The organism is Nocardioides nanhaiensis (genome assembly GCF_039542785.1).
Taxonomy (GTDB): domain Bacteria; phylum Actinomycetota; class Actinomycetes; order Propionibacteriales; family Nocardioidaceae; genus Nocardioides; species Nocardioides nanhaiensis.
In genome coordinates this window covers 797,267-821,041 of sequence record NZ_BAABIM010000001.1, presented here as the reverse complement: position 1 = coordinate 821,041, position 23,775 = coordinate 797,267, and the positions used below count along the sequence as shown (strand labels likewise).

Here is a 23,775-nt window from a genome sequence, read left to right as displayed (position 1 = left end):
CACAGCCCGCGGGCGCGGGGCAGCGCGGGCCGGGGTCGCCGGCACGCATCCGCGGGGTGGGCACAATGGCGCCCATGAGCGAGAACACCACCAGCACATCGGCCCGCACCGCCGTCGTCACGGGCGCCAGCAGCGGCATCGGCGAGGCGACCGCCCGCCGGCTGGCCGCCGAGGGCTACCACGTGCTGTGCGCGGCACGCCGGGTCGAGCGGATCGAGGCGCTCGCGGCCGAGATCGGCGGCACCGCCATGGCCTGCGACGTGACCGACGAGGCCGCCGTCGCGGCGCTGGCCGACGCCGTCGGGCCGCGGCTGGACCTGCTGGTCAACAACGCCGGCGGCGCCTACGGCTCGACGCCGGTGGCGCAGGCCAGCTCCGAGGAGTGGCGGGCGATGTACGAGGTGAACGTGATCGGCCTGATGCAGGTCACCCGCGCCCTGCTGCCGGCGCTGGTCGCCTCCGGCGCGGGCGCGATCATCAACGTCGGCTCCACCGCGGGTCGGATCGCCTACGAGGGCGGCGCCGGCTACACCGCGGCCAAGCACGGCACCCAGGTGGTGACCGAGACCCTGCGCCTGGAGCTCTTCGACCAGCCCGTGCGGGTCATGGAGATCGCCCCCGGCATGGTGCGCACCGAGGAGTTCTCGCTGGTGCGCTTCGACGGCGACCAGGAGAAGGCCGACGCGGTCTACCGGGGCGTCCCCGACCCGCTGGTGGCCGACGACATCGCCGACGCGATCGCCTGGATGGCGACCCGCCCCGCCCACGTCAACATCGACGAGATCGTCATCCGCCCCAAGGCCCAGGCCGCGCAGCACAAGGTCTACCGCCTGCCCGAGTAAGGCGCGTGCCAGACTTCCCCCCGTGCAGACCATCGGACTCATCGGCGGGATGAGCTGGGAGAGCAGCGCCGCCTACTACCAGGCCCTCAACCAGGGCGTCGAGAAGCGTGTCGGCGGGCTCTCCTCGGCACGCACCGTGATGGCCTCGGTCGACTTCGCCGAGGTCACGGCGCTGCAGGAGGCCGAGCGCTGGGACGACGTCGCCGCGGTGCTCTGCGAGGCCGCGCGCGGCGTCGAGCGGGCCGGTGCCGACTTCCTGGTGCTGTGCACCACCACGTTCCACCGGGTCGCCGAGCAGGTGGCCGAGGCCGTCGAGGTGCCGGTGCTGCACCTGGCCGACGTCGTCGCCCAGGCCTGCCGCGCCCAGGGCGTGGAGAAGGTGGCTCTGCTGGGCACCACGTTCGCGATGTCGCGCAGCTTCTTCACCGACCGGATCGCCAGCCACGGGCTGGAGGTGCTGGTGCCCGAGGAGCGCCACCACGCCGAGGTGAACCGGATCATCTACGAGGAGCTCGTGCACGGTCAGGTGCTCGACTCCTCGCGGCGCACCGTGGTGGGGCTGATCGAGGAGCTGTGGGACGCCGGCGCCGGTGGGGTGATCCTGGGCTGCACCGAGCTGGAGCTGCTGGTGCACCAGGCCGACTCCGAGCTGCCGGTCTTCCCGTGCACCACGCTGCACGTGGAGGCCGCCCTCGACCGTGCGCTCGGCTCGGCCTGACCCTGGCACTGGCACTGGCACTGGTCCTCAGGCACCACCCTCCCCCAGCAGCAGCTGGGCGATCCGGCGCAGCTCGGGGTTGAGCGCCGCTTCCGGCAGCTGCTGCACCTGCCCCTCCAGCTCGAACTCGTAGCTGAACCCGTCGGCCACCGGGCGCGGCGCCGGTGGGCTCTGCCACGCCTGGGTGCGGCAGGCGCGCTCCACCAGCGCCGGCAGCTCGGGCAGCTGGGCGAGCGCCTGCTCGTCGTCGAGCCGCACCTGGGCCTCGACGGCGCGGCCCACGATGCCGCCGCTGCGCCGCACGCGCACCTCCCCCGTGGCCGCGGCGGGCGCGACCGGCGCCCCGGGGGTGTCGCTCTGCGCCGTCGACTCCTCGACGACGACGCCCACCTGCTGCCAGGCCTCGCGCACCGCGGCGGCGTCGGGGCCGGCCGCGGCCACCGTGGCCCGGGCGAACGTGGCGAAGTCGGCGTCGGGCGGGACCGCACCGCCGGTGAGCGCCGCGAACCAGATCCGGCCGGCACCGGCCCAGCTGGTGCCGCCGAGCGCCGTGGCCGCCAGGTGGAAGGCCCGGTTGGGGATGCCGGAGTTGAGGTGCACGCCGCCGTTGTCGTCGGTGGTCTCGACGTAGTCGTCCAGGTGCGCCGGCTGGGGGTCCCGCCCCAGGCGGGGGTCGTCGTAGGCGGTGCCGGGGGCGGCCAGGTCGCGCAGGCCGCGAGCCTGCACCCCGGCGGAGAACAGCTCGGCGCCCACCAGCCAGTCGGCCTCGGCGGCCTGCTGCCCCAGCACCCGCTGCTTGACGCAGGAGCCCATGACGTCGCAGAACGACTCGTTGAGGGCCCCCGACTGACCCTGGTAGAGCAGTCCCGCCGTGCGCTCCACGACGGCGTGCCCGAGCTCGTGGGCCAGCACGTCGACGCTGCGGGTGAAGCGCTCGAAGACCATGCCGTCGCCGTCGCCGAAGACCAGCTGGACGCCGTCCCAGAAGGCGTTGGCGTACTGCTGGCCGTAGTGGACGCTGGCGCTGACCGTGCGGCCCGCGCCGTCGTAGGAGTCGCGCCCCCACTCCTCGAGCAGCAGTGCCAGCGCGGCGGTGATGCCGGTGGCCGCCTCCTCCACGGCCGTGTCGCCCACCGGCGGCTCGCCGGCCGCGCGCACCGGCCGCCCGGGCAGCGTGGTGCCGCCCTCGGCGTCGTGCACCAGCCAGTCCGGGCCGGGCGACGCGGCCGGCCCGGGGGCGGTCACCGCACGCGCCGCCCGGCGGCTGCGGAGCTGCTCGTCGACCACGAGGGTGCGCTCGGCCGGCCCGGCCTCACCCCCGGACCGACCGGTGGCCTCGGCGAGGTGGCGCAGCAGGTACGGCGGGACGACGCCGCAGGCGGGAGGGACGGGGCGGGCGGGGGGCGGGGTCCGAGACATGACCACAGTGCACCCCACGCCACCGACAACCCTCAAGGGTCGGGCAGGAGGGTGGGATCAGCTGGCGGGCACCACGTGACCGCACACCGCCTGCACGTACATGGTGTCGTTGCCGCCCGAGGTGTTGGTCGAGTAGGCGGTGATGCTCTGCCCGTCGTTGGCGATGACCACCTGCGGGGCCACCCGGCTCACCGACCAGTAGGCCGCGGTCCCGAGCACCTTGGTCCCCTCCGGGCAGGTGGCGGTGCGGTTGGCGTTGGTGTTGTTGGTCAGCGGGCCGGTGGTCGAGCTGACGACGCGCCAGGCGCTCACCGCCTGCAGCTCCTCCTGCGCCGACGGGCGCAGGTCACTGGCCAGCAGGGTGCCGGACCTGAGGTCCTGGGTGGTCAGCGAGAGGTTCTTGACGTCGGCGCCGGTCACGGTGCCGTTCTTGATCTGAGCGCCGGTGATCATGCCGCCGGCGACGGCGCCACCCGTGCCGGCGAGCAGGGCGATGCCGGCCATCAGGGCGACGGCGGGGGTCGTGCGGCGCAGGAACGAGGGCAGGAGCGAGGTCATGGTGCTTCCCTTCGGACGGGTGCCGCTGCGGCACCGTGATCGGTGGCGCCACCCTGCGCGCCGCCCCTTCGGGAAACCTTCGGGTCAGCCCGTGACCGCCTGCAGCGGCGCCGCCGGGACCCCGATCTCCCCCATCCGCGCCGCGTAGGCGCGGTGGTGGCGCCGCGCCTCGCCGTACCGCCCGCCCCGGTGCAGGGCGCGCAGCAGCCCGTGGTGGGTGGGCTCGTCGTAGGGGTCGTCGGCGAGGGCGCTCACCAGCCAGCCGACCGCGCGCTGGGGCTGGTCGCCACGCAGCAGCGTCTGGGCGAGGGTGCGACGCACCTCCTGGACCAGTGCCAGGAGCTCCTCGCGCCGCTCCTCGGCCCAGTCGCTGTAGGGGTCGTCCTCGAGGTAGTGGCCGGTGTAGAGCGCTGCCGCGCGCTCCAGGGCCTCGACGGCGCCCGGCTCGGCACCGCGGGCCGCCCCCAGCGCCTCGCGGGCGGCGCTGACGAACAGGTCGACGTCGACCTCCACGGTCGGCCGAGCCAGCGCCACCGTGGCCCGGTCGGCCAGCAGGTAGTGGTCGGCGCCGTGCCGCTTCTCGGGGTCGAGGACGGCGCGCACCGTGGAGAGCACGACCGAGAGCCGGCCGCCGGTGCCGGGGGTCCCGGGCCAGAGGTGCTCGCTCAGCGCCTCGCGGGTGATCGGCCGCCCGCTGCGGCCGGCGAGCAGCTTCAGCGCGTCGCGCGACTTGCGGGACTGCCACGCCGAGCCCGGCACCGGCACGCCGTCGCGCAGCACCGAGAACGCGCCCAGCGCCCGCAGGACGACGCTCGCACCGGCGTGCTCGCCGAGGGCCTGCAGCGGCCCCGCGATGCGGTGGGCGTCGTCGCGGACCCCGAGGCTGCGCAGGGTGCCGCGGGCGGCCTGCTCCGCGACGGCGTCCCCGCGGGCGCGGGCCGCCAGCACCCGGTTCGTGGCGCGGCCGATGGCGTGCCCGGTCGCGGCCCAGAGGGTGCCCGCCTCCTCCAGCAGGTCCCGGGCAGCGGGCGTCCCGGGCTCGGCCAGCGCCCGCAGCTCCAGCGCCTCGGCCAGCCCGCGGGAGTCGCGACGACGTCCCGCCTCGCGAGCGGCGCGGCGACCGTGGTCCGCCGAGGCGGCGGCGTCGCCGTCGTGCAGGGCCAGCCAGCCCGCCGCCAGGAGGGGCTCCACGGTGCCCATCGCGGCCGGCTCGGCGAGCGCCCGCGCGGCGGCGGCCCGCGCCTCCTCGGGGTCCTCGACGATGCCGGCGCGTGCCAGCCCGGCCAGTGCCGCGCCGAGGACCTGCGCGTCACCGGTGCGCTCGGCCAGGGTCACGGCCTCGCGATAGCTGACGGCGGCCTGCGTGGCGTTGCCGCGCACACGGTTCACGTCGCCGACGCCGAGCGCCGCGTAGGCCAGCAGCGGCGACCCCTGCTCGCGAGCCAGCCGGCCGGCGTGGGTCAGCTCGGCGAGCGCCTCGTCGACGCGACCGAGGCCCAGCAGCGCCTCGGCGCGGTTGATCAGGGTGAGCGCCCGGATGGGGGTCGAGATCTCGGCCTCGGCCACCGCGACGGCGTCGTCGAGGTGCACCAGCGCCGCGGCGTAGCGGCCCTCCTCGGTCTCCAGCGAGCCCAGGTTGTTGAGCACGCGCACCTGGGTGAGCAGGTCACCCGCTCGTCGCGCGGCGGCGAGCGCCTTCTCGTAGGCGTGCAGGTTGGTGTTGCGGTCGCCCTCCAACGCGCACACCAGGGCCTGGGCCACCCAGGCCGAGGCCAGGGCCGAGTCGTCCGCGCTCGTCGTCGCCTCCGCCAGGGCCCGGTCGGCGAGGGCCCGGCTGCCGACGGCGTCGCCGCGGGCCCAACGGGTGGAGGCGTGCGAGGCCAGCAGCTGGGCGACGTCGGCCCGGGAAGGTGGCGGGGACGGTGGCGGGTACCCGTCGAGGACGGCCCGCTCGTAGGTGGCGAGCGCCTCGTCGAAGTGCCCGCCCTGGTGCAGCGCGAACCCCAGGCGCCAGGCCACCGCGACCGGGAGCGGGCCGCCGTCCGGGGCCACCACCTCGGCAGCCGCACGGAGCGCGGAGAGGTCGCCGCGGCGCAGCAGCAGGGAGGAGTCGGCCACCAGGGCGGCCGCCACCTCGGCGGCGTCACCGCCCTCCAGCGCGCGGCTCAACGCGTCACTCATGCCGACCTCGGGAGGCTCCCCGCCGTCCGGCCCCGTGCCGAGCGGCGGCGAGGGCAGCGTAGTCCCGCCCGGGCGTCCACGCCGGACGACGTCCGTGCCCGGGCGCCGCCGATGGGGGCCGCGAGCCCCGGCGGCACTAGAATCGACGCGCCCTCGGGGCCCCGCTCGGCCGGCCCCGCTCCTCCATCGGAAGCGACGTCGTCCCGCCATGCCTGGAACCAAGACCGCCCACCTGCGCAACGTCGCGATCGTCGCGCACGTCGACCACGGCAAGACCACGCTGGTCGACGCGATGCTCCGGCAGGCCGGCGCCTTCACCGAGCACCAGGCCGAGAGCGTCGCCGACCGGGTCATGGACTCCGGTGACCTCGAGCGCGAGAAGGGCATCACGATCCTCGCCAAGAACACCGCGATCCACTACACGGGTCCCTCGGCCAAGGCCGCCGGCTACGACGACGGCATGACCATCAACATCATCGACACCCCCGGCCACGCCGACTTCGGTGGCGAGGTGGAGCGCGGGCTCTCGATGGTCGACGGCATCGTGCTGCTGGTGGACGCCTCGGAGGGTCCGCTGCCGCAGACCCGCTTCGTGCTGCGCAAGGCGCTCAACGCCGACATGCCGGTGGTGCTGGTCGTGAACAAGGTCGACCGCAGCGACGCCCGGATCGCGGAGGTCGTCGACGAGACCTACGAGCTGTTCATGGACCTGCTCGACGACTCCCACAGCCAGGACGCGCTCGACTTCCCCGTCGTCTACGCCTCCGGCAAGGCCGGCATCGCCTCGACGACGCAGCCCGAGGACGGCACGCTCCCCGACGGCACCGACCTCGAGCCGCTCTTCGAGACCATCCTCGAGACCATCCCCGCGCCCGTCTACACCGAGGGTGCGCCGCTGCAGGCGCACGTCACCAACCTCGACGCCTCCCCCTTCCTGGGCCGGCTGGCGCTGCTGCGTATCCACCAGGGCGAGCTGCGCAAGGGCCAGCAGGTGGCGTGGATGCGTCGCGACGGCTCGGTCAAGAACGTCAAGATCACCGAGCTGCTGATCACCGAGGGCCTCGAGCGCACCCCGGGCGAGCGCGCTGGTGCGGGCGACATCGTCGCCGTCGCGGGCATCCCCGAGATCACCATCGGCGAGACCCTGGCCGACCCGGAGAACCCGGTGGCCCTGCCGCTGATCCACGTCGACGAGCCCGCCATCTCGATGACGATCGGCACCAACACCTCGCCGCTCGTGGGCCGGGTCAAGGGCTCCAAGGTCACCGCCCGCATGGTCAAGGACCGCCTGGACTCCGAGCTGATCGGCAACGTCTCGCTGCGGGTGCTGCCCACCGACCGCCCCGACGCCTGGGAGGTCCAGGGCCGCGGCGAGCTCGCGCTCGCCATCCTGGTGGAGCAGATGCGCCGCGAGGGCTACGAGCTGACCGTGGGCAAGCCCCAGGTGGTCACCCGCGAGGTCGACGGCAAGGTGCACGAGCCCTTCGAGCGCCTCACCATCGACGCTCCCGAGGAGCACCTCGGCACCATCACCGAGCTGCTCGCCCAGCGCAAGGGCCGCATGGAGCAGATGACCAACCACGGCACCGGCTGGGTGCGCATGGAGTTCATCGTCCCGGCTCGCGGCCTGATCGGCTTCCGCACCGAATTCCTGACCGAGACCCGCGGCACCGGCATCGCGCACCACATCTCCGAGGGCTACGAGCGCTGGGCCGGCGAGATCCGCTCGCGCAACAACGGCTCGCTGGTGGCCGACCGCAAGGGTGCCGCCACCGCCTACGCGATGACCTCGCTGCAGGAGCGCGGCGTCATGTTCGTCGAGCCCACCACCGAGGTGTACGAGGGCATGATCGTCGGCGAGAACTCCCGCTCCGAGGACATGGACGTCAACATCACCCGGGAGAAGCAGCAGACCAACATCCGCTCCGCCACCGCGGACGCGTTCGAGAAGCTGATCCCCCCGCGCAGGCTGAGCCTCGAGCAGTGCCTGGAGTTCTGCCGCGAGGACGAGTGCGTCGAGGTGACCCCCGAGGCCGTCCGCATCCGCAAGGTGGTGCTCGACCAGAACGACCGCGCCAAGACCGCCTCGCGGGCACGGAAGGCCGCTCGCGGCTGACCCGGCTGCGTGCGGCTGCGCCGGTCCGGACAGGGCTTGAGGCTCTATGCCTACAATCTAGATGTACTTTCTCATCTAGATCAGGAGTCGTCATGAGCACGCGTCCCAAGCAGACCGTCGTCCCCTTCGTCGTGGAGGGCACCGGCACCGGCGTGGCCCAGCAGCTGCAGGTGCCGGACTCCCCGCACCGCTTCGAGACCGACGCCTACCCCGCCTTCGGCGGCCAGGACGCCGCACCGAGCCCGCTGTTCTACGCCCTGGGCTCGCTGACCTCGTGCAACCAGGTCACCGCGCAACTGGTGGCCAAGGACCTCGGCATCACGCTGGGCCGCCTGGACTTCCGGGTGCAGGGCGACCTCGACACCGCGGTCCTGGTCGGGGGCGAGGAGGGCAACGCCAACTTCGACCGGGTCGAGGTCACGGCGCGGATCGAGACCGACGCCACGCCCGAGCAGTTCGCCCGGCTCGAGGCCGAGACCGACCGTCGCTGCCCCGTCTCGCAGCTCTTCCGCCGCAGCGGCCTGGAGTTCGTCACCTCGTGGACCCAGGTGCCCGCCGGCAGCGAGGTCGAGGCCCTGAGCGCCTGAGCGCCTGAGCGCCTCCCGCCGACCCGGCTGCGGCACGGACGGATCGACGCTCGACCTGTGCGCACTCAGGCCGGGTCGGCGCTCGACCTGTGCACACTCGGGCCGGGTCGACGCCCCACCCGTGCGCACTCGCGCCGGGTCGGCGCTCGACCTGTGCGCACTCGGGCCGGGTCGACGCTCGACCTGTGCGCACTCGGGCCGGGTCGGCGCTCGACCCGTGCGCACTCGGGCCGGGTCGAGGGGCCGGTCCGCCGACGCGCTGGGCGGGTGATCGGCGGCGTCGGGGAGGATGAGAGTCGTGGACGACGACCAGCTGGCCGACCGGCTCGCCCTCAGGCTCGAGCGGCTCGGCCTCGTCGAGCAGCTCGCGCCGGCCGGCCTGCCCACCTTCACCCGTGACGACGACGGCCACGCCCAGTGGCGCGAGCCCGGCACCGGCGCGCCGCTGCCGCGCCCCGCGCTGGAGCGGCTGGCCCAGCTGCTCACCTCCGAGGGCCAGGACCCCGAGCACGCGGTCCCCGTGGGACTCGTGCAGCTGCGCCGCGAGGCGCGGGTGCGCGCCGAGCTGCTCGCGGGCGGCTGGCTGGACTACGCCGGGCTCGGCGAGCGCCGCGGCACCTCGGCGGACGCCGCGCGCTTCGCCGTCCACAAGGCGGCCGAGCGGGGCGCCGTCCTGCTGGTGCCGCACGACGGCGGGGTGCTCGTGCCCACCTTCCAGCTCGACGACGCCGGCGAGGTGCGCGAGGAGCTGCTGCCCGTGCTCGAGCCGCTGCTGACGGCGGGCCTGGACCCGTGGCGCACCTGGATCTGGCTCACCCAGCCGGCGGCGCTCACCGGCGGCCGGGTGCCGCACGAGGCGGCGCGCGACCCCGAGGAGCTGCCGCTCGTGCGGGCCGCCGCCACCCGGCTGGCCGAGCGGGCGCGCGCCTCGCGCTGACCGCTGCGAGATAGTCCGCAGCAAGCTGGTCGTCGGCGCCGTCGATCCACGACCACTTTGCTACGCACTATCGGAGATGGCGAGGGCCACCACGTGCTCGGCGATGGCCAGGGCGGAGGTGGCACCCGGGGAGGGTGCGTTGCGCACCGCCACCACCTGACCGCGGTCGCCGAGCCGGTCGATGCGGAAGTCGTCGACCAGCCCGCCGTCGTCGTCGAGCGCCTGGGCACGGACGCCGGCAGGCCCGGGGGCGACGTCGGCGACCCGCAGCTCGGGCACGTAGCGACGCGCGGCCCGCACGTAGGCGCGCGTGCTGAGCGAGCCCACCACCTCGCGCACGCCGGTGCGCCAGTGCTGCCGTGCGAAGCGGCGGAACCCGGGGTAGCGGGCCACCTCGGCGAGGTCGCGTGGGCTGAGCGAGCCCCAGTCGTAGCCCTCGCGCGCCAGCGCCAGCACGGCGTTCGGGCCCACGAGCACCTCGCCGTCGACGCGTGGGGTCAGGTGCACGCCCAGGAAGGGGTAGCGCGGGTCGGGGACGGGGTAGACCAGACCGCGCACGAGGTCGCGGCGCTCGGGGCGCAGCAGCAGGTACTCGCCGCGGAACGGCACGATGCGGGGCGACGACGAGCCGCCGGCCGTGGCGGCGAGGCGGTCGCCGTGCAGGCCGGCGCAGAGCACGACGCGGTCGGCCGGCACCTCGACGTCGTCGCCCGCGAGGGTGCGACCCAGCACCCGGTCGGGACGCACCTGCGTGGCGGCCAGTCCGCGCCGCACCACTCCCCCGGCCGCCTCCACCTGCTGGGCCAGCAACCGGGTGACCGCCGCGTAGTCGCAGATGGCGGTGGTGGGCGAGTGCAGCCCGGCGACGCCGCGCACGTGCGGCTCTAGCTCGCGCAGCTCGGCGGCGTCGACGAGCCGGACGCCGGGCACCCCGTTGGCCGCGGCGCGGTCGCGGATCCCGCTCAACCGCACGACCTCGGCGTCGTCGAGCGCCACCAGGACCTTGCCGATCTCGCGGTAGGGCAGGCCGTGCTCGGCGCACAGCGTGCGCAGCAGGCCGACGCCGCGGCGGCACAGCGTGGCCTTCAGCGAGCCGGGCTCGTAGTAGAGCCCAGCGTGGACGACGCCGGAGTTGCGGCCGGCCTGGTGCTGGGCGAGCGCGCGCTCCTTCTCCCACACCTCGACGCGCTCGTCGGGCCGCTGTTGCAGCAGTCGCCGCGCGACCGCCGCGCCCAGGATGCCGCCGCCCACGACCACAGTGGTGCCCATCGGCCCCAGGTTACTGCGACACTGCCGCGATGCTCCTCGACGTGCAGCTGGACGCCCGCCCCGACCGCTCCGCCGAGCGTGCCCGCGAGCTGGTGGAGGCCGGCGCGGACGGGTTGTTCACCTTCGAGGGACCGCACGACGTGTTCCTGCCGCTCGCCGCGGCCGCCGGGGTCGTGCAGGCCGACCTGATGACCAACGTGGCGATCGCGATGCCGCGCAGCCCGATGCACCTGGCGCACACCGCGTGGGACCTGCACCTGATGTCGGGGGGCCGCTTCCGGCTGGGGCTGGGGTCCCAGATCCGCCCGCACGTGGAGAAGCGGTACGGCGCCACGTGGAGCCCGCCGGCGGCGCGGATGCGCGAGATCGTGCTCGCCGTCGTCGCGATCCTCGACTCCTGGCAGCACGGCACCCGCCTGGACTTCCGCGGCGAGCACACCACCCACACGCTGATGCCGCCGACCTTCGTGCCCGGCCCGCACCCCTTCGGCCGTCCGCCGGTGCTGCTCGGGGCCCTGGGGCCGGTGATGACGCGCACCGCGGCCGAGGTGGCCGACGGCCTGCTGGTGATGCCGTTCAACTCCGAGCGCCACCTGCGCGAGCGCACCCTGCCCGCCGTCGAGGAGGGCCTGGCCCGCGGCGACCGCGACCGCGCCGGGTTCGCGGTGCTGCCGCAGGCCATCTGCGCGATGGGAGAGACCCCCGAGGAGCAGCGGGCCGCCGACGACGGCGTCCGGGCGCTGCTGGGCTTCTACGGCTCGACGCCGGCGTACCGGCCGGTGCTCGACGTCGAGGGCTGGGGCGACCTGCAGCCCGAGCTCAACGCGCTCTCGAAGCGTGGCGAGGTGGCGGCGATGATGGCGCTGGTCGACGACACCGCGCTCGCCACCCTGGCCGTGCGCGGCACGCCGGAGGAGTGCGCCACCGAGATCGCCCGGCGCTTCGCCCCGCTCGGGGCCGACCGGGTGTGCACCTACTTCCCCGGACACTCCCCCTCGGCGACGCAGCTCGGGCGGTTGGCCGCCGCGCTGCACGCTCGGTGAGAGCGTTTCCACGCTCGCACGCAACCGGTTGGCCGGCAGGCCTTGACGCTGCATCGTGACGCGTGTCACTCTCTTCGCACCTTGGTGGAAGCGCTCTCACACTTTCGAGGCGGGCGTCTCCACACCGGGACCCACCATCCCGGTCCGGCCTCGCAGCACACCGCAGGAGCCCATCGTGACGCTCAACCGCACCACCAGCAGCCCCACTCGCAGCACCACGCGCAGCGCCCGCCGCCGTCGTGGCCTCGCCCTCGCGGCGGTCACCGCCCTGGTCGCCTCCCTCACCGCCGCGTGCGGTGGTGGCGAGGACGACTCCGCCGACGGCGCCGTCGAGCTCTCGATCGCCACCTTCAACGAGTTCGGCTACGAGGAGCTCATCGAGGAGTGGAACGCCGAGAACCCCGACATCCAGGTCACCCAGCGCAAGGTCGCCAACTGGGACGAGGCCAAGGACAACCTCTACACCAAGCTGGCCGCCAACTCCGGCCTCTCCGACATCGAGGCCGTCGAGGGCGACGCGATGCGGGCGATCCTCGCCGAGTCCGGCGCCTTCGTCGACCTCGCCGACCCCGCGGTCGAGGGCCGCTGGTATGACTTCGTCGAGACCCAGGCCACCGACGACGAGGGCCAGCTGATCGGCTACGGCACCGACATCGGCCCCGAGGGGATCTGCTACCGCGCCGACCTCTTCGAGGAGGCCGGCCTGCCCAGCGACCGCGCGGAGGTCGCGGAGCTCATGGGCACCTGGGAGGACTACTACGCCACCGGCGAGCAGTTCGTCGCGGCGATGCCCGACACCGCCTGGTACGACTCCAGCGGCAGCATCGGCCAGGCCATGATCAACCAGATCGAGTACCCCTTCGAGAACGCCGACGGCGAGATCGACGTCGAGAACCCCGAGCTCGAGGCGGTCTGGGAGACCGTCACCTCCAACTCCGAGGCGGGCCTCTCCACGCGGCTGGCGCAGTGGAACGACGACTGGACGGCATCGTTCCAGAACGACGGCCACGCCACGATGCCGTGCCCCGGCTGGATGCTGGGCATCGTCGAGGGCAACGCCGCCGGCGTCGAGGGCTGGGACTTCGCCGACGTCTTCCCCGGCGGCGCCGGCAACTGGGGCGGCTCGTTCCTCGTCGTCCCGGCGCAGTCCGAGCACCCCGAGGAGGCCCAGCAGTTCGCGGAGTGGATCACCCGCCCCGAGCAGCAGCTGCGCGCCTACGAGGCCAAGGGCCCCTTCCCCAGCCAGCCCGAGGCGCTCGGCGACCCGATCCTGACCGAGGGCACCAACCCGTTCTTCAACGACGCCCCCACCGGCCAGATCCTTTCCAACCGCGCCGAGGCCCTCACCATGCAGCCGTTCAAGGGCGTGCACTACCCCGACGTCCTGGCCGCCTTCCAGGCCGCGCTCCTGCGGGTCGACGACGGCTCGAACACCCCGGAGGAGTCGTGGGAGACCTTCGTCAGCGACGCCTCCGCGCTCGGCTGACCGACCGCCCTGACCTCCCGGCCCCCGGAGACCACCCATGACCCACGACCTCGACCTGCCTCCCGCGGACGACGCCACCGCGTCGGCCGCGGGGGGAGGCCGGGCCGCCGAGCCCCCGCGCGGCACGGTCGCCACCGCGACGACGCTGCCCGGCGCCCCGGTCCCACCGCGCCTCACCTGGCGCCAGCGGGTCTCGGTGTGGGACGTGCGGTTCTCGCCGTACCTCTACGTCTCGCCGTTCTTCCTGCTGTTCGCCGTCGTCGGGCTCTTCCCGCTGGTCTACACGGCCTACGTGTCGCTCTTCGACTGGAACCTGATCGGCGGCCAGGGCGAGTTCGTCGGCCTGGAGAACTTCCGCACGGTCCTGGAGAACCCCTACTTCCTGAAGTCGCTGGTCAACACGATCAGCATCTTCCTGCTCTCCTCGGTGCCCCAGGTGGTCATCGCCGTCTGCCTGGCGGCGCTGCTCGACACCCAGCTGCGCGGCCGCACCCTGTGGCGGATGAGCGTGCTGCTGCCCTTCGTCGTCTCGCCGGCGGCCGTCGCCATCATCTTCGGCAGCCTCTTCGGGGACCGCTACGGCCTGCTCAACGAGGCCCTCGGCTGGGTCGGCGTCGGCCCGATCGGCTGGCACACCGACCGGTTCGCGAGCCACGTCGCCATCGCCTCGATGGTCAACTGGCGCTGGACCGGCTACAACGCGCTGATCTTCCTGGCCGCCATGCAGGCCGTCCCGCGCGACCTCTACGACGCCGCCGCGATCGACGGCGCCGGCCGGGTGCGGCAGTTCCGCAGCATCACCCTGCCGATGATCCGGCCCACGATGATCTTCGTGATCATCACCTCCACCATCGGAGGGCTGCAGATCTTCACCGAGGCGCGCCTGTTCGACAACACCGCCGCCGCCAACGGCGGCAGCGACCGGCAGTTCAGCACCCTGACGATGCTCATCTACGACTTCGGGTGGCGGCTGCGCGACCTCGGCCAGGCCTCCGCCACCGCCTGGCTCCTCTTCCTGCTGATCGTGAGCATCGCGATGGTCAACTTCGTCATCACCCGCCGGGTCAACGCGCTGGGAGGCGGCCGATGACGGCGATCGCGGACCCGCCCGTGCGCCCCCCGGGGCGGTCCAGGCGCACCCGCGCCGCCCGCGGGCTCGCCCAGAACCCGGGGTTCCTGGTCTACGGCCTGCTGATCGCCTTCGTGCTCGGGTCGGCGGCGCCGCTGTACTGGTCGTTCCTGATCGGCTCGCACACCTCCGACGTGGTGACGCAGCAGGTTCCGCCCCTGCTCCCGGGCGGGCACTTCCTCGAGAACGCGGCGCGGGTCTTCGACTCCGTGCCGTTCTGGAAGGCCATGGGCAACAGCGTGCTGGTCTCCACCGTCACCGCCACCTCGGTGGTCTTCTTCTCCACGCTCGCCGGGTTCGCCTTCGCCAAGCTGCGGTTCCGTGGGAGCACTGCTCTCCTGGTCTTCGTGGTCGCCACCATGGCGGTGCCCACGCAGCTCGGCGTCGTGCCCCTGTTCATCCTGATGGCCGAGCTGGGGTGGACCGGCAGCGTGTGGGCCGTCATCGTCCCCTGGGTCGTCACCGCGTTCGGCGTCTTCTTCATGCGCCAGTACCTGGTGGACGCGGTGCCCGACGAGCTCATCGAGGCCGCCCGCATGGACGGCTGCTCGATGATCCGGATCTTCTGGAACGTGGCGGTGCCCGCCGCCCGGCCCGCGGCCGCCATCCTCTGGCTCTTCACCTTCATGCAGGTGTGGACCGACTTCTTCTGGCCCCTGATCGTGCTGCCGGGCGACAACCCCACGCTGCAGATCGCGCTCAACCAGCTGCAGAGCGGCTACTACACCGACTACAGCCTCGTGCTGGCGGGCGCGACCCTCGCGACCGTGCCGCTCCTCGTCCTGTTCATCGTCACCGGCCGGCAGTTCGTCTCCGGCATCATGCAAGGAGCCGTCAAGGGATGACCACCCTCTCCTCCCCCCTCGCCACGCCCGCCCCGCCCACCGGCGAGGGGGTCACCTTCCCGCCGGGCTTCACCTGGGGCGCCGCCACCGCGGCCTTCCAGATCGAGGGCGCAGCAGCCGAGGACGGCCGCACCGCCTCGATCTGGGACACCTTCGCCCGCGCGCCCGGCGCCGTCCTGGGTGGCGACACCGGCGACGTCGCGTGCGACCACTACCACCGGATGCCGGCCGACGTCGCCCTGATGCGCGAGCTGAACCTGGCGTCGTACCGGTTCTCCACGTCGTGGGCGCGTGTGTGCCCCGACGGGGGATCCCTCAACCGGTCCGGCACCGACTTCTACGAGCGCCTGGTCGACGAGCTCCTCGCGGCCGGCATCCGGCCCTGGCTCACGCTCTACCACTGGGACCTGCCGCAGGCGCTGGAGGACCGCGGCGGGTGGCTCGAGCGCGACACCGCCGAGCGGTTCCGCGACTACGCCGTGGCGCTGCACGGGGTGCTGGGCGACCGGGTGCCGGTGTGGACGACGCTCAACGAGCCGTTCTGCTCGGCCTTCCTCGGCTACACCGGCGGGCAGCACGCCCCCGGCCGCCAGGAGGGGGTGGCCGGCATGGTCGCCGGGCACCACCTGCTGCTGGCGCACGGGCTCACGATCGAGGCGCTGCGCACCGCCGGCACCGAGGCCGACCTCGGCATCACCCTCAACATGACCGTCGCCGACCCGCACGACCCGGAGGAGCCGGCCGACCGTGACGCCGCCCGCCGGGTCGACGCCCAGTTCAACCGGTTCTTCCTCGACCCGGTGCTGCGCGGCAGCTACCCCGCGGACCTCCTGGCCGACACAGCCAGGCTGCCGTGGCGCGGCGGGGGGTGGCTCGACGTCGTCCGCGACGGCGACCTGGCGCTCGTCTCGCAGCCGCTGGACGTGCTCGGCGTCAACTTCTACCAGGGCGACGCCTACGCCGGCCGCGACGTGGCGGTCGAGCCCGACGGCGGCGTCGAGCACCCCGCGCGGCCCACGTCGTCGCCGTTCGTGGGCGGCGGGATCGTGGTGCCCGGCCGCGGCCTGCCGCGCACGAGCATCGGGTGGGAGGTCGAGCCCTCGGGCCTGACCCGCCTGCTCCTGCGGCTGCGCGAGGACTACGGCGCCGCCCTGCCCCCGCTGGTGATCACCGAGAACGGTGCGGCCTTCCACGACGTCGTCGACGCCGACGGCGAGGTGCGCGACCCGGCGCGGCTCGCCTACGTGCGCGACCACCTGCTGGCGCTGCACGCCGCGATGGAGCAGGGCGTCGACGTGCGCGGCTACTACGTGTGGTCCCTGCTCGACAACTACGAGTGGGCCTACGGCTACGCGCAGCGCTTCGGCGTCGTGCACGTGGACTACGACACCCAGGTGCGCACCCCCAAGGCGAGCGCGCGGTGGTACGCCGAGGTGGCGCGCACGGGCATCGTCCCGGCCGGGAGGGACTAGGTTGGCGCGCGTGGACCGGCTCAACGAGGCGATGGCGAACGGCGGCGCCTCGGCGACCCTCGACGACGTCGCCCGCGTGGCCGGCGTCTCCCGCGCCACGGCCTCCCGCGCCATCAACGGCGGCAACCGGGTCAGCCCGGCGGCGCAGTCCGCCGTCGACGACGCCGTGCGCCGGCTGGGCTACTCCCCCAACCCGGCGGCACGCAGCCTGGTGCGGCGCCGCACGGACTCGGTGGCCGTCGTCGTGCCCGAGCCGGACGAGCGCGTGTTCTCCGACCCCTTCTTCGCCCGCACCCTGCGCGGTGTCACCGAGGTGCTCTCCGCGCGCGACCTGCAGCTGGTGCTCCTCCTCGCCCGGCCCGGCCAGGAGGAGGCGCGGATGCTGCGCTACCTGCGCAACCGGCACGTCGACGGCGCGCTCGTCGTCTCCCACCACCGCAGCGACCTCGCCGGCCAGCTGGCCGACCTGGCGCTGCCGAGCGTCTTCGTCGGTCGCCCGTGGGGCTCGTCGGACCGGGTCTCGTACGTCGACACCGACAACGTGGCCGGCGGGCAGGACGCCACCCGGGTGCTGGTGGAGCGCGGGTGCCGGCGCATCGGCACCATCGCCGGCCCCGAGGACATGACCGCGGGGCTGGACCGCCTCGAGGGGTGGCGCCGGGCGCTGGCCGAGGCCGGTCTCGCCGCGGACGCCGTCGAGCACGGGGACTTCACCGAGGACTCCGGCGAGCGCGCCGCCGCGGCGCTGCTGGCGCGTCACCCCGACCTCGACGGCCTGGTGGTGGCCTCGGACCTGATGGCGGCCGGCGCGCTGCGACACCTCAAGGCGCAGGGTGTGGCGGTGCCCGACCAGCTGGCGATCGTCGGCTACGACGACCTCGGCGTCGCCGAGCGCACGGAGCCCGGCCTGACCACCGTGGCCCACCCGGTGCGCGAGATGGCGGCCCAGGCCACCCGGCTGCTGCTCGACCAGGTCGACGGCGGCACCGCCGGCACGCCGATGCGGGTGGTCTTCCCGCCCACCATCGTGCGCCGCGGCTCGGCCTGACCGTCGGTGGTGGAGCAGCGCGGTCCCGACCCTGTGAGCACCGGTGGTCGAGTAGCGCCGTCCCGAGCCTGCGAGGGACGGCGCGTACCGAGACCCCGCGACCCGACCACCGGTCCCCACCGCCACGCCACCGGCAAGGCACCGTTGGTGACCCACGCCACTCGTGGCTAGATTCGTGGCATGACGCAGCTGCCCCACCACGCCCGCAGCCAGTCCCTCGGCGACCTGCCCCGCCGCACCGCGCGACGGGTGCCGCGGAAGACGGCGATCATCGACGGCGACGCGAGCCTGACGTTCGCCGAGCTCGACGACCTGGTCGACCGCGCTGCCGGTGCGATCGCCGCGGCCGGGCTGAGCAAGGGCGAGAGGCTGGCGCTGCTGAGCCACAACTGCTGGCAGTTCGCGGTGCTCGACTTCGCGGCGGCGCGCGCCGGCGTCGTGCTGGTGCCGATCAACTTCCAGCTGGGTGCCGAGGAGATCGCGTTCATCCTGGAGCACAGCGGTGCGACGGCGTTCGTGGTCGAGGACGCGCTGGTGCCGGTGGCGAGCGCCGCGGTGGAGCAGGCGGAGGGGTCGGTGCCCGTGCGCGCCGTCATCCGGCTGGCGGGCGGCGAGGTGCCCGAGGGCTGGGTGGACCTGCAGACCTGGTTCGAGCACGAGGGCCCGGCGCCCGACGTCGTCGTCGAGGACGACGACCCGGTGCGGATGATGTTCACCTCCGGCACGGAGTCGCGCCCCAAGGGAGCACTGCTCTCGAGCCGGTCGCTGCTGTGGCAGTACGTCTCCTGCGCGATCGACGGCCGGATGACCGCCGACGACGTCGAGCTGCACACCCTGCCCATGTACCACTGCGCGCAGCTCGACTGCTTCCTCGGCGTCGACGTCTACCTCGGCGCGACCAGCGTGATCCTGCCCGGCCCCGACCCGGCGGCGGTGCTGGCCGCGATCGAGCAGCACCGGATCACCAAGTACTTCGCGCCGCCGACGGTGTGGATCGGTTTGCTGCGCTCGCCCCAGTTCGAGAGCGCTGATCTCTCCAGCCTGCGCACCGGCTACTACGGTGCCTCGCCGATGCCGGTCGAGGTGCTCAAGGAGATGCAGCAGCGACTGCCCGACGTCGACCTGTACAACTTCTACGGTCAGACCGAGATGGCTCCCCTGGCCACGATCCTGGGCCCGCACGAGCAGCTCACGCACGCCGGCTCCGCTGGTCGCGCGGCGCTCAACGTGGAGACCCGCATCGTCGACGACCAGGACGCCGAGGTCACCGCTGGCACGGTCGGCGAGATCGTGCACCGCTCGCCGCACGCGACGCTGGGCTACTACCGCGACGAGGCCAAGACCGCGGAGGCCTACCGGGGCGGCTGGTTCCACTCCGGCGACCTCGGCTACGTCGATGACGACGGCTACCTCTACGTCGTCGACCGCAAGAAGGACATGATCAAGACCGGCGGCGAGAACGTGGCGAGCCGCGAGGTGGAGGAGGCGCTCTACGAGCTGCCCGGCGTCGCCGAGGTGGCGGTGTTCGGTGTCGACCACCCGCGCTGGGTGGAGGCGGTGGCCGCCGTCGTCGTCCCGAAGGAGGGGGTCGAGGTGACCTCCGAGCAGGTGATGGCGCACGCCCGCGAGGTGCTCGCCGGCTACAAGCGGCCCAAGTACGTGGTGGTGGCGCAGGCGCTGCCCAAGAACCCCTCGGGCAAGATCCTCAAGCGGCAGCTGCGCGACGAGCACGCCGGGTTGGCAGCGGGCGAGGCCTGAGGCTCAGACGACGTAGCGGTCGCGGGAGCGTGCGCGCCGCGGGTCGCTGAGCAGGGCGGCGGCGAGTCCGCCGCCGATCGCGCCGAACAGGTGCCCCTGCCAGGAGATGCCGGGCTGCCCGGGCAGCACGCCGAGCAGCAGACCGCCGTAGAGGAAGAACAGCACCATGCCGAGGATGATCTCGCCGGCGCTGCGGCTCCAGATGCCGCGGATCATCAGGTAGACCAGCCACCCGAAGATCAGGATCGAGGTGCCGATCGTCACCGAGTTGGCGGGCGCGGTGAGCCAGACGCCGAGGCCGCCGACGAGCCAGATGATCGCGGTCGCGGCCAGCCCTCGCCCGATCCCGGAGACCAGCACGAGGAACAGCAGGATCAGCGCGGGCACCGAGTTGCTGATCAGGTGGCCCCAGCCGTAGTGCAGCACCGGCGCGAGCAGCACGCCGACCAGGCCCTCGTCGCTGCGCGGCCGGATGCCCAGCTCGTCGAGGCTGTTGCCGGAGGCGACGTCGACGATCTCCAGCACCCAGAGGAGCGCCACGAAGCCCACCGACTGCACGGCGGCGGCGACCCACACCGAGGGCCGGTCGATGTCACGCTGCTGGAGGCTCACGCCGTCCACGGTACCGAGCCGCTCCAGTCCCGAGCCGGCCCCGGCCGTGGCTCAGCCGCGGCGCGCGAGCACCGCGAGGCCGCCCAGGGGCAGCAGCGCGAGGATGGCGAGGGCCCAGCCGACGCCGAGCACGGCACCGACGCCGCCGACCACGGCCGAGCCGATGCTGCCGCCCACCAGGAACACCAGGGTGGCGACGCCGAGGGCGACCCCGCGCACGTCGGGCTCCACGGCGTCGGCCACGGCGGCCGACATGGCGGGCTGGCCCAGGCCGAAGGCGATGGTCACGAGCAGCACGCCGACGCCGATGAGCGCCGGCCCGACGGCACCGCCCTGCGCGGCCACGAGGCCGGCACCCGAGGCGGCCACGAGCATGGCCACGGTGGCGATCGCGGTGGAGACCACCAGCGAGCGCCGGGGCCCGCGGTTCTCGATCATCGGGCCGGCGAACCGTGGCACGGCGAAGGCCATCACGGCGCTGGGCACGAGCAGCAGGCCGACCTGCCAGGGCTCCCAGCCGCGCGGCACGAGCACGGCGGGCACGCCCACCAGCAGGGCGAACCATGCGGCCGGCACCGAGGCCGCGGCGGAGGCGCTGCGCACCACCGCTCCGTTGCGCACGACCGCCAGCGGTAGGAACCCGTGCGGCTTGCGGCGGACCCGTGCGGCGGTGACGGGCGTGCCGAGCACCAGCAGCACAGCGCCGGTGACGGCGACCACGATGCCGGTGGAGGGCGACTGCACCAGCAGCACGGCCCCCGCGGCGGTGACGGCCACGAGCAGGGCCCCCAGCAGGTCGAGCCGGGCGCCGGAGCCCTCCGCCGAGAGGGCGTGCCACAGCACCGGGACGACGGCCAGGCCGAGCACCGGCAGCGCCATCACGGCGCGCCAGCCCAGCTGGTGCTCGATGAGCCCGCCGAGCAGCGGCCCCAGGCAGCTGACGGCGGCCGCGACCGCGGCGAGCCGGCCGAGCGCGAGCCCGCGGCTGACGCCGCTGTAGCGGCCGTTGAGCACCGCGACGCCGAGGGTGGGCACGGCGGCGGCGCCGGCACCCTGAAGCAGCCGCGCGACGAGCAGCAGCTCGAAGCTGGGCGAGGCGGCTGCCAGCAGCGCGCCCGTCGTCATCATGGAGACGCCGAAGAGCAGCGGCCAGCGGATGCCGACGAGGTCGGAGATGCGGCCGTAGACGGCGGTGGTGACCGCGAGCATCAGCGCGTAGAGGCTGATCACCCAGGTGGCCGTGCCGGGGCCGACACCGAAGTCCTCGCTGATCAGCGGGATCGCGACGGCCGCGGAGGAGGAGCCCATGCCGGCGAGACCGAAGAGCAGGCCGAGCAGCAGCGAGACGCGGCGCGAGTCGTCGGGGCCGGTGGTCTGGCCAGCAGGCGGGCCGGGGTCGACGGCAGCGCCGGGGGGCTGGACGGGGTCACTCGTCCCGGGGCGCGACGATGCGTCGGAGTACGAGCTCACGAGGGGCCCAACCCCCGGCGTCGCCGTTTTCTTCCGGGGCGGTCTCACCGCCCGGACCCGGCCAGCTCGCCGGCCAGCTCCGCCACGCGGTGCACGAGGTCGACGTCGGACTGCACCGGGATCACCTGCACCTCGTGGCAGCCGACGTCGGCCAGGCGGCTGAGCACCTCGCGCAGCTCCGCGCCCGTGCCGGCGAACCCGGTGGTGGGCGCCATCGCGTCGACGAGTTCGGCGGGCAGCCAGTTCATGTAGTGGCGCAGGTGGCGGTGCACCTGCGTGCGGGCCCAGCCGGGCTCGCGGCCGTCGTCGAGCGCGACCCAGAACGAGGTGGTGAGCCGCGGCTCGGGCCGCCCGGCGTCGGCCCAGGCGGTGCGGGCCAGGTCGAAGAGCCCGCTGACGGCGGCGACGTCGAGGTCGAGAGTGACGCCGGCCAGCCCGTCGGCCCAGGAGGCGGCGTGCCGGACGGTCCGCGGCCCCATGGTGCCCACCAGCAGCGGCGGGCCGCCGGGCTGCACGGGCGGCGGGCCCACGGGCAGGGTGGCGCCGGTGAGGTTCTCCCCCGCCCAGACCCGCCGCATCACCCCGGCGCGCTCGGCCATGCCCGCCATGGTCTGGGTGGCGAGGTCGGCGCCGGCCGCGCGGTAGTCCTCCTCGCGGCCGCCGACGCCGAGCCCGACGGTCAGCCGGCCGCCGCTGAGCTGGTCGGCCGTGGCCAGCGCCTTGGCCAACGGCACCGGCTCGTGCAGCTGCGGCACCAGCACCGTCGTCACGATCCGCACGCGGCGCGTCCAGGCCGCGGCAGCGCCGAGCAGGGTCAGGGCGTGCGGGTTGTCGAAGGCCACCCGCTCGCCGAAGCACAGCGACGAGAACGGCCCGTCGTCCACCGCTCGTGCCCACTCCTCGAGCGTCGCCGCCCCGCGCTCCCACAGGTCGGGCTCCATCACCGGCAGGGTCATCCCGATCTCCACGGGGTCACTCTGGCAGCACCGGCGCGCCCGCACCGCCGATAGTGCGTAGCAAAAGGGTCGTCAGGAGCCGCCGACCGCGACCACCTTGCTACGTACTATCGGGAAGGGACGACGAACCAGCGGCCCAGCAGCGTGCCGGCGTCCTCGAGCAGCAGCGCCAGCTCGAGGTCGACGTCGAGGGGCTCGCCGGTGACGATGCGGGTCTGGTCGCCGGCCAGGAGCCGGGGCACCACGGTGCAGCACAGCTCGTCGACGACGCCCGCCGCCAGCAGGTCGCGCAGCAGGTGCGGACCGCCCTCGCCGAGCAGGCGGCGCAAGCCTCGCGACTCCAGCTCCGCGCGCAGGCGCGCGAGGTCGACCTCGTCGGAACCCAGCACCAGCACGTGCTCCTCGCCCAGCGTCGCGCGCGCGGCGTCGAGGTGCTCGGCGGACTCGCAGGTGGCGAGCCACACCGCGCCCGGCTCGGCGTCGCGCAGCTGCTCGGGCACCTGGCCGCGGCGGCTCACCAGCACCAGCGGCACCTCGAGCGTGCCGTAGCCCTCGTCGCGCGCCGTCCCCGCGCCCACGACGACGGCGTCGGCCTGGGCGCGCAGGGTGGCGAAGACGCGGTGGTCGGCGTCGTTGTTGATCGAGCCGCTGCGGCTGTCGGCGCCGGCACCGGCGCCGTCGACCGTGCTGACCATGTTCACGCGCAGCCAGGAGTCCTGGGGCGGTGCGTAGAGCGCGGCCAGGTCCTCGTCGTCCAGCTCGCCCGCTGTCGTCGAGCGTTCGGCACCCATCAGGACGCGCATCGCCACCTCATCACCCAGTACATGACGCCGAACGGGTCGTCGGCGTAGTCCACCTCGGCCGAGCACCCCTCGACGACGCCAAGGTCGCGCAGGGTGCCCAGCCCGTCGACGTCCGCCATCAGCTCGTCGGCCAGCCCGAGGTCGAGCCCCTGCAACCGGCCGGCGCGCAGCGCGGCGTCGAGCTCGTCGTCCCACCCGGCGGCCCGCTCGTCGAGGTGGCCGGGCGCCTTCTCGGTGCGGCGCGCACTGCCGTTGCCGACGACGAGCAGCCCGGCCGGCTGCTCGGGCGCGAGGTCGAGCCCGACGCCGGCCTCGGCCGCGAGGTGCCGCGCCAGGCGCAGGCCCTGGTGCGAGCCGGCGACCCCGATGCCGCCGACCTCCCCCAGCCACGCCACCGCACGCAGGCACGCGGCGCGCAGCTCGGTGACCGGGTCGGTTTCCCCTGCGTACTCCGGCAGCAGGGCCAGCACGCCGGGCACCAGCGCCGCTCGCTGCACACCGCGGCTGCCGTCAGATGAGAGAGCAC

The 23,775-nt window shown here is 74.1% G+C and carries 21 protein-coding genes; 12 read left to right on the top strand and 9 right to left on the bottom strand.

All coding sequences use genetic code 11. From position 1 onward, the window contains the following. Nucleotides 1-74 precede the first annotated feature (74 nt). Nucleotides 75-842, top strand: a complete 768-nt coding sequence (locus ABD948_RS03915; protein WP_345262853.1) for an SDR family NAD(P)-dependent oxidoreductase — start codon at nucleotides 75-77, stop codon at nucleotides 840-842. 22 nt (nucleotides 843-864) lie between these two features. Next, nucleotides 865-1,560 carry an aspartate/glutamate racemase family protein gene (locus ABD948_RS03910; RefSeq protein ID WP_345262851.1) on the top strand — a complete coding sequence of 232 codons (696 nt, stop codon included), beginning with the start codon at nucleotides 865-867 and terminating at the stop codon, nucleotides 1,558-1,560. Nucleotides 1,561-1,587: 27 nt separating this feature from the next. Here ABD948_RS03910 and ABD948_RS03905 read toward each other — a convergent pair whose 3' ends face one another. The 3 genes from ABD948_RS03905 to ABD948_RS03895 all read right to left on the bottom strand — a co-directional run bounded on the left by ABD948_RS03905 (nucleotide 1,588) and on the right by ABD948_RS03895 (nucleotide 5,718). Further along, nucleotides 1,588-2,979, bottom strand: coding sequence for a protealysin inhibitor emfourin (locus ABD948_RS03905; RefSeq protein WP_345262849.1), 1,392 nt, complete (start codon nucleotides 2,977-2,979; stop codon nucleotides 1,588-1,590). A 57-nt stretch (nucleotides 2,980-3,036) separates the two neighbouring features. Next, entirely contained in the window at nucleotides 3,037-3,537 is a 501-nt protein-coding gene (locus tag ABD948_RS03900; RefSeq protein ID WP_345262847.1) for a hypothetical protein, read from the bottom strand. Nucleotides 3,538-3,621: 84 nt separating this feature from the next. Next, nucleotides 3,622-5,718, bottom strand: a complete 2,097-nt coding sequence (locus ABD948_RS03895; RefSeq protein WP_345262845.1) for an ATP-binding protein — start codon at nucleotides 5,716-5,718, stop codon at nucleotides 3,622-3,624. A 208-nt stretch (nucleotides 5,719-5,926) separates the two neighbouring features. Between ABD948_RS03895 and typA the strand changes: the two genes are divergently transcribed. The 3 genes from typA to ABD948_RS03880 all read left to right on the top strand — a co-directional run bounded on the left by typA (nucleotide 5,927) and on the right by ABD948_RS03880 (nucleotide 9,358). After that, the gene (gene typA, locus ABD948_RS03890) at nucleotides 5,927-7,834 is read left to right on the top strand and encodes a translational GTPase TypA (RefSeq protein ID WP_345262843.1); all 1,908 of its coding nucleotides are present in this window, start codon (nucleotides 5,927-5,929) and stop codon (nucleotides 7,832-7,834) included. Between the two features lie 92 nt (nucleotides 7,835-7,926). After that, nucleotides 7,927-8,421, top strand: coding sequence for an OsmC family protein (locus ABD948_RS03885; protein ID WP_345262841.1), 495 nt, complete (start codon nucleotides 7,927-7,929; stop codon nucleotides 8,419-8,421). Nucleotides 8,422-8,719: 298 nt separating this feature from the next. Continuing rightward, complete coding sequence (locus ABD948_RS03880; protein ID WP_345262839.1) at nucleotides 8,720-9,358, top strand: hypothetical protein; 639 nt, start codon at nucleotides 8,720-8,722, stop codon at nucleotides 9,356-9,358. Between the two features lie 60 nt (nucleotides 9,359-9,418). On the opposite strand, the gene lhgO is transcribed toward ABD948_RS03880, so the two are convergent. Next, entirely contained in the window at nucleotides 9,419-10,627 is a 1,209-nt protein-coding gene (gene lhgO, locus ABD948_RS03875; RefSeq protein WP_345262837.1) for an L-2-hydroxyglutarate oxidase, read from the bottom strand. A 29-nt stretch (nucleotides 10,628-10,656) separates the two neighbouring features. Here lhgO and ABD948_RS03870 point away from each other — a divergent pair, with 29 nt between their 5' ends. From ABD948_RS03870 to ABD948_RS03840, 7 genes are all read left to right on the top strand, one after another. Beyond that, nucleotides 10,657-11,670 (top strand): TIGR03617 family F420-dependent LLM class oxidoreductase, encoded by a 1,014-nt coding sequence (locus ABD948_RS03870; protein ID WP_345262835.1) that lies wholly within the window; start codon nucleotides 10,657-10,659, stop codon nucleotides 11,668-11,670. Between the two features lie 175 nt (nucleotides 11,671-11,845). Continuing rightward, nucleotides 11,846-13,156 (top strand): ABC transporter substrate-binding protein, encoded by a 1,311-nt coding sequence (locus tag ABD948_RS03865; protein WP_345262833.1) that lies wholly within the window; start codon nucleotides 11,846-11,848, stop codon nucleotides 13,154-13,156. A 37-nt stretch (nucleotides 13,157-13,193) separates the two neighbouring features. Further along, nucleotides 13,194-14,246, top strand: coding sequence for a carbohydrate ABC transporter permease (locus tag ABD948_RS03860; RefSeq protein ID WP_345262830.1), 1,053 nt, complete (start codon nucleotides 13,194-13,196; stop codon nucleotides 14,244-14,246). Beyond that, entirely contained in the window at nucleotides 14,243-15,130 is an 888-nt protein-coding gene (locus ABD948_RS03855; protein ID WP_345262828.1) for a carbohydrate ABC transporter permease, read from the top strand. The genes ABD948_RS03860 and ABD948_RS03855 overlap by 4 nt, the downstream gene beginning before the upstream one ends. Then, entirely contained in the window at nucleotides 15,127-16,602 is a 1,476-nt protein-coding gene (locus ABD948_RS03850; protein ID WP_345262826.1) for a GH1 family beta-glucosidase, read from the top strand. The genes ABD948_RS03855 and ABD948_RS03850 overlap by 4 nt, the downstream gene beginning before the upstream one ends. A 10-nt stretch (nucleotides 16,603-16,612) precedes the next feature. Further along, the gene (locus ABD948_RS03845) at nucleotides 16,613-17,650 is read left to right on the top strand and encodes a LacI family DNA-binding transcriptional regulator (protein ID WP_345262824.1); all 1,038 of its coding nucleotides are present in this window, start codon (nucleotides 16,613-16,615) and stop codon (nucleotides 17,648-17,650) included. 180 nt (nucleotides 17,651-17,830) lie between these two features. Then, nucleotides 17,831-19,408, top strand: a complete 1,578-nt coding sequence (locus tag ABD948_RS03840; RefSeq protein ID WP_345262822.1) for a fatty acyl-CoA synthetase — start codon at nucleotides 17,831-17,833, stop codon at nucleotides 19,406-19,408. A 3-nt stretch (nucleotides 19,409-19,411) separates the two neighbouring features. On the opposite strand, the gene ABD948_RS03835 is transcribed toward ABD948_RS03840, so the two are convergent. The 5 genes from ABD948_RS03835 to ABD948_RS03815 form a co-directional block, all read right to left on the bottom strand. Then, nucleotides 19,412-20,020, bottom strand: coding sequence for a rhomboid family intramembrane serine protease (locus ABD948_RS03835; RefSeq protein WP_345262820.1), 609 nt, complete (start codon nucleotides 20,018-20,020; stop codon nucleotides 19,412-19,414). Nucleotides 20,021-20,071: 51 nt separating this feature from the next. Beyond that, a complete protein-coding gene (locus ABD948_RS03830) occupies nucleotides 20,072-21,490 on the bottom strand; it encodes an MFS transporter (RefSeq protein ID WP_345262818.1) in 1,419 nt (472 codons plus the stop codon). A 44-nt stretch (nucleotides 21,491-21,534) separates the two neighbouring features. Further along, nucleotides 21,535-22,458 (bottom strand): LLM class flavin-dependent oxidoreductase, encoded by a 924-nt coding sequence (locus tag ABD948_RS03825; protein ID WP_345262816.1) that lies wholly within the window; start codon nucleotides 22,456-22,458, stop codon nucleotides 21,535-21,537. Between the two features lie 95 nt (nucleotides 22,459-22,553). Then, nucleotides 22,554-23,249, bottom strand: a complete 696-nt coding sequence (locus ABD948_RS03820) for a dihydrofolate reductase family protein (RefSeq protein WP_345262814.1) — start codon at nucleotides 23,247-23,249, stop codon at nucleotides 22,554-22,556. Continuing rightward, nucleotides 23,237-23,746 carry a class III extradiol ring-cleavage dioxygenase family protein gene (locus tag ABD948_RS03815; protein WP_345262812.1) on the bottom strand — a complete coding sequence of 170 codons (510 nt, stop codon included), beginning with the start codon at nucleotides 23,744-23,746 and terminating at the stop codon, nucleotides 23,237-23,239. The genes ABD948_RS03820 and ABD948_RS03815 overlap by 13 nt, the downstream gene beginning before the upstream one ends. Between the last annotated feature and the right edge of the window lie 29 nt (nucleotides 23,747-23,775).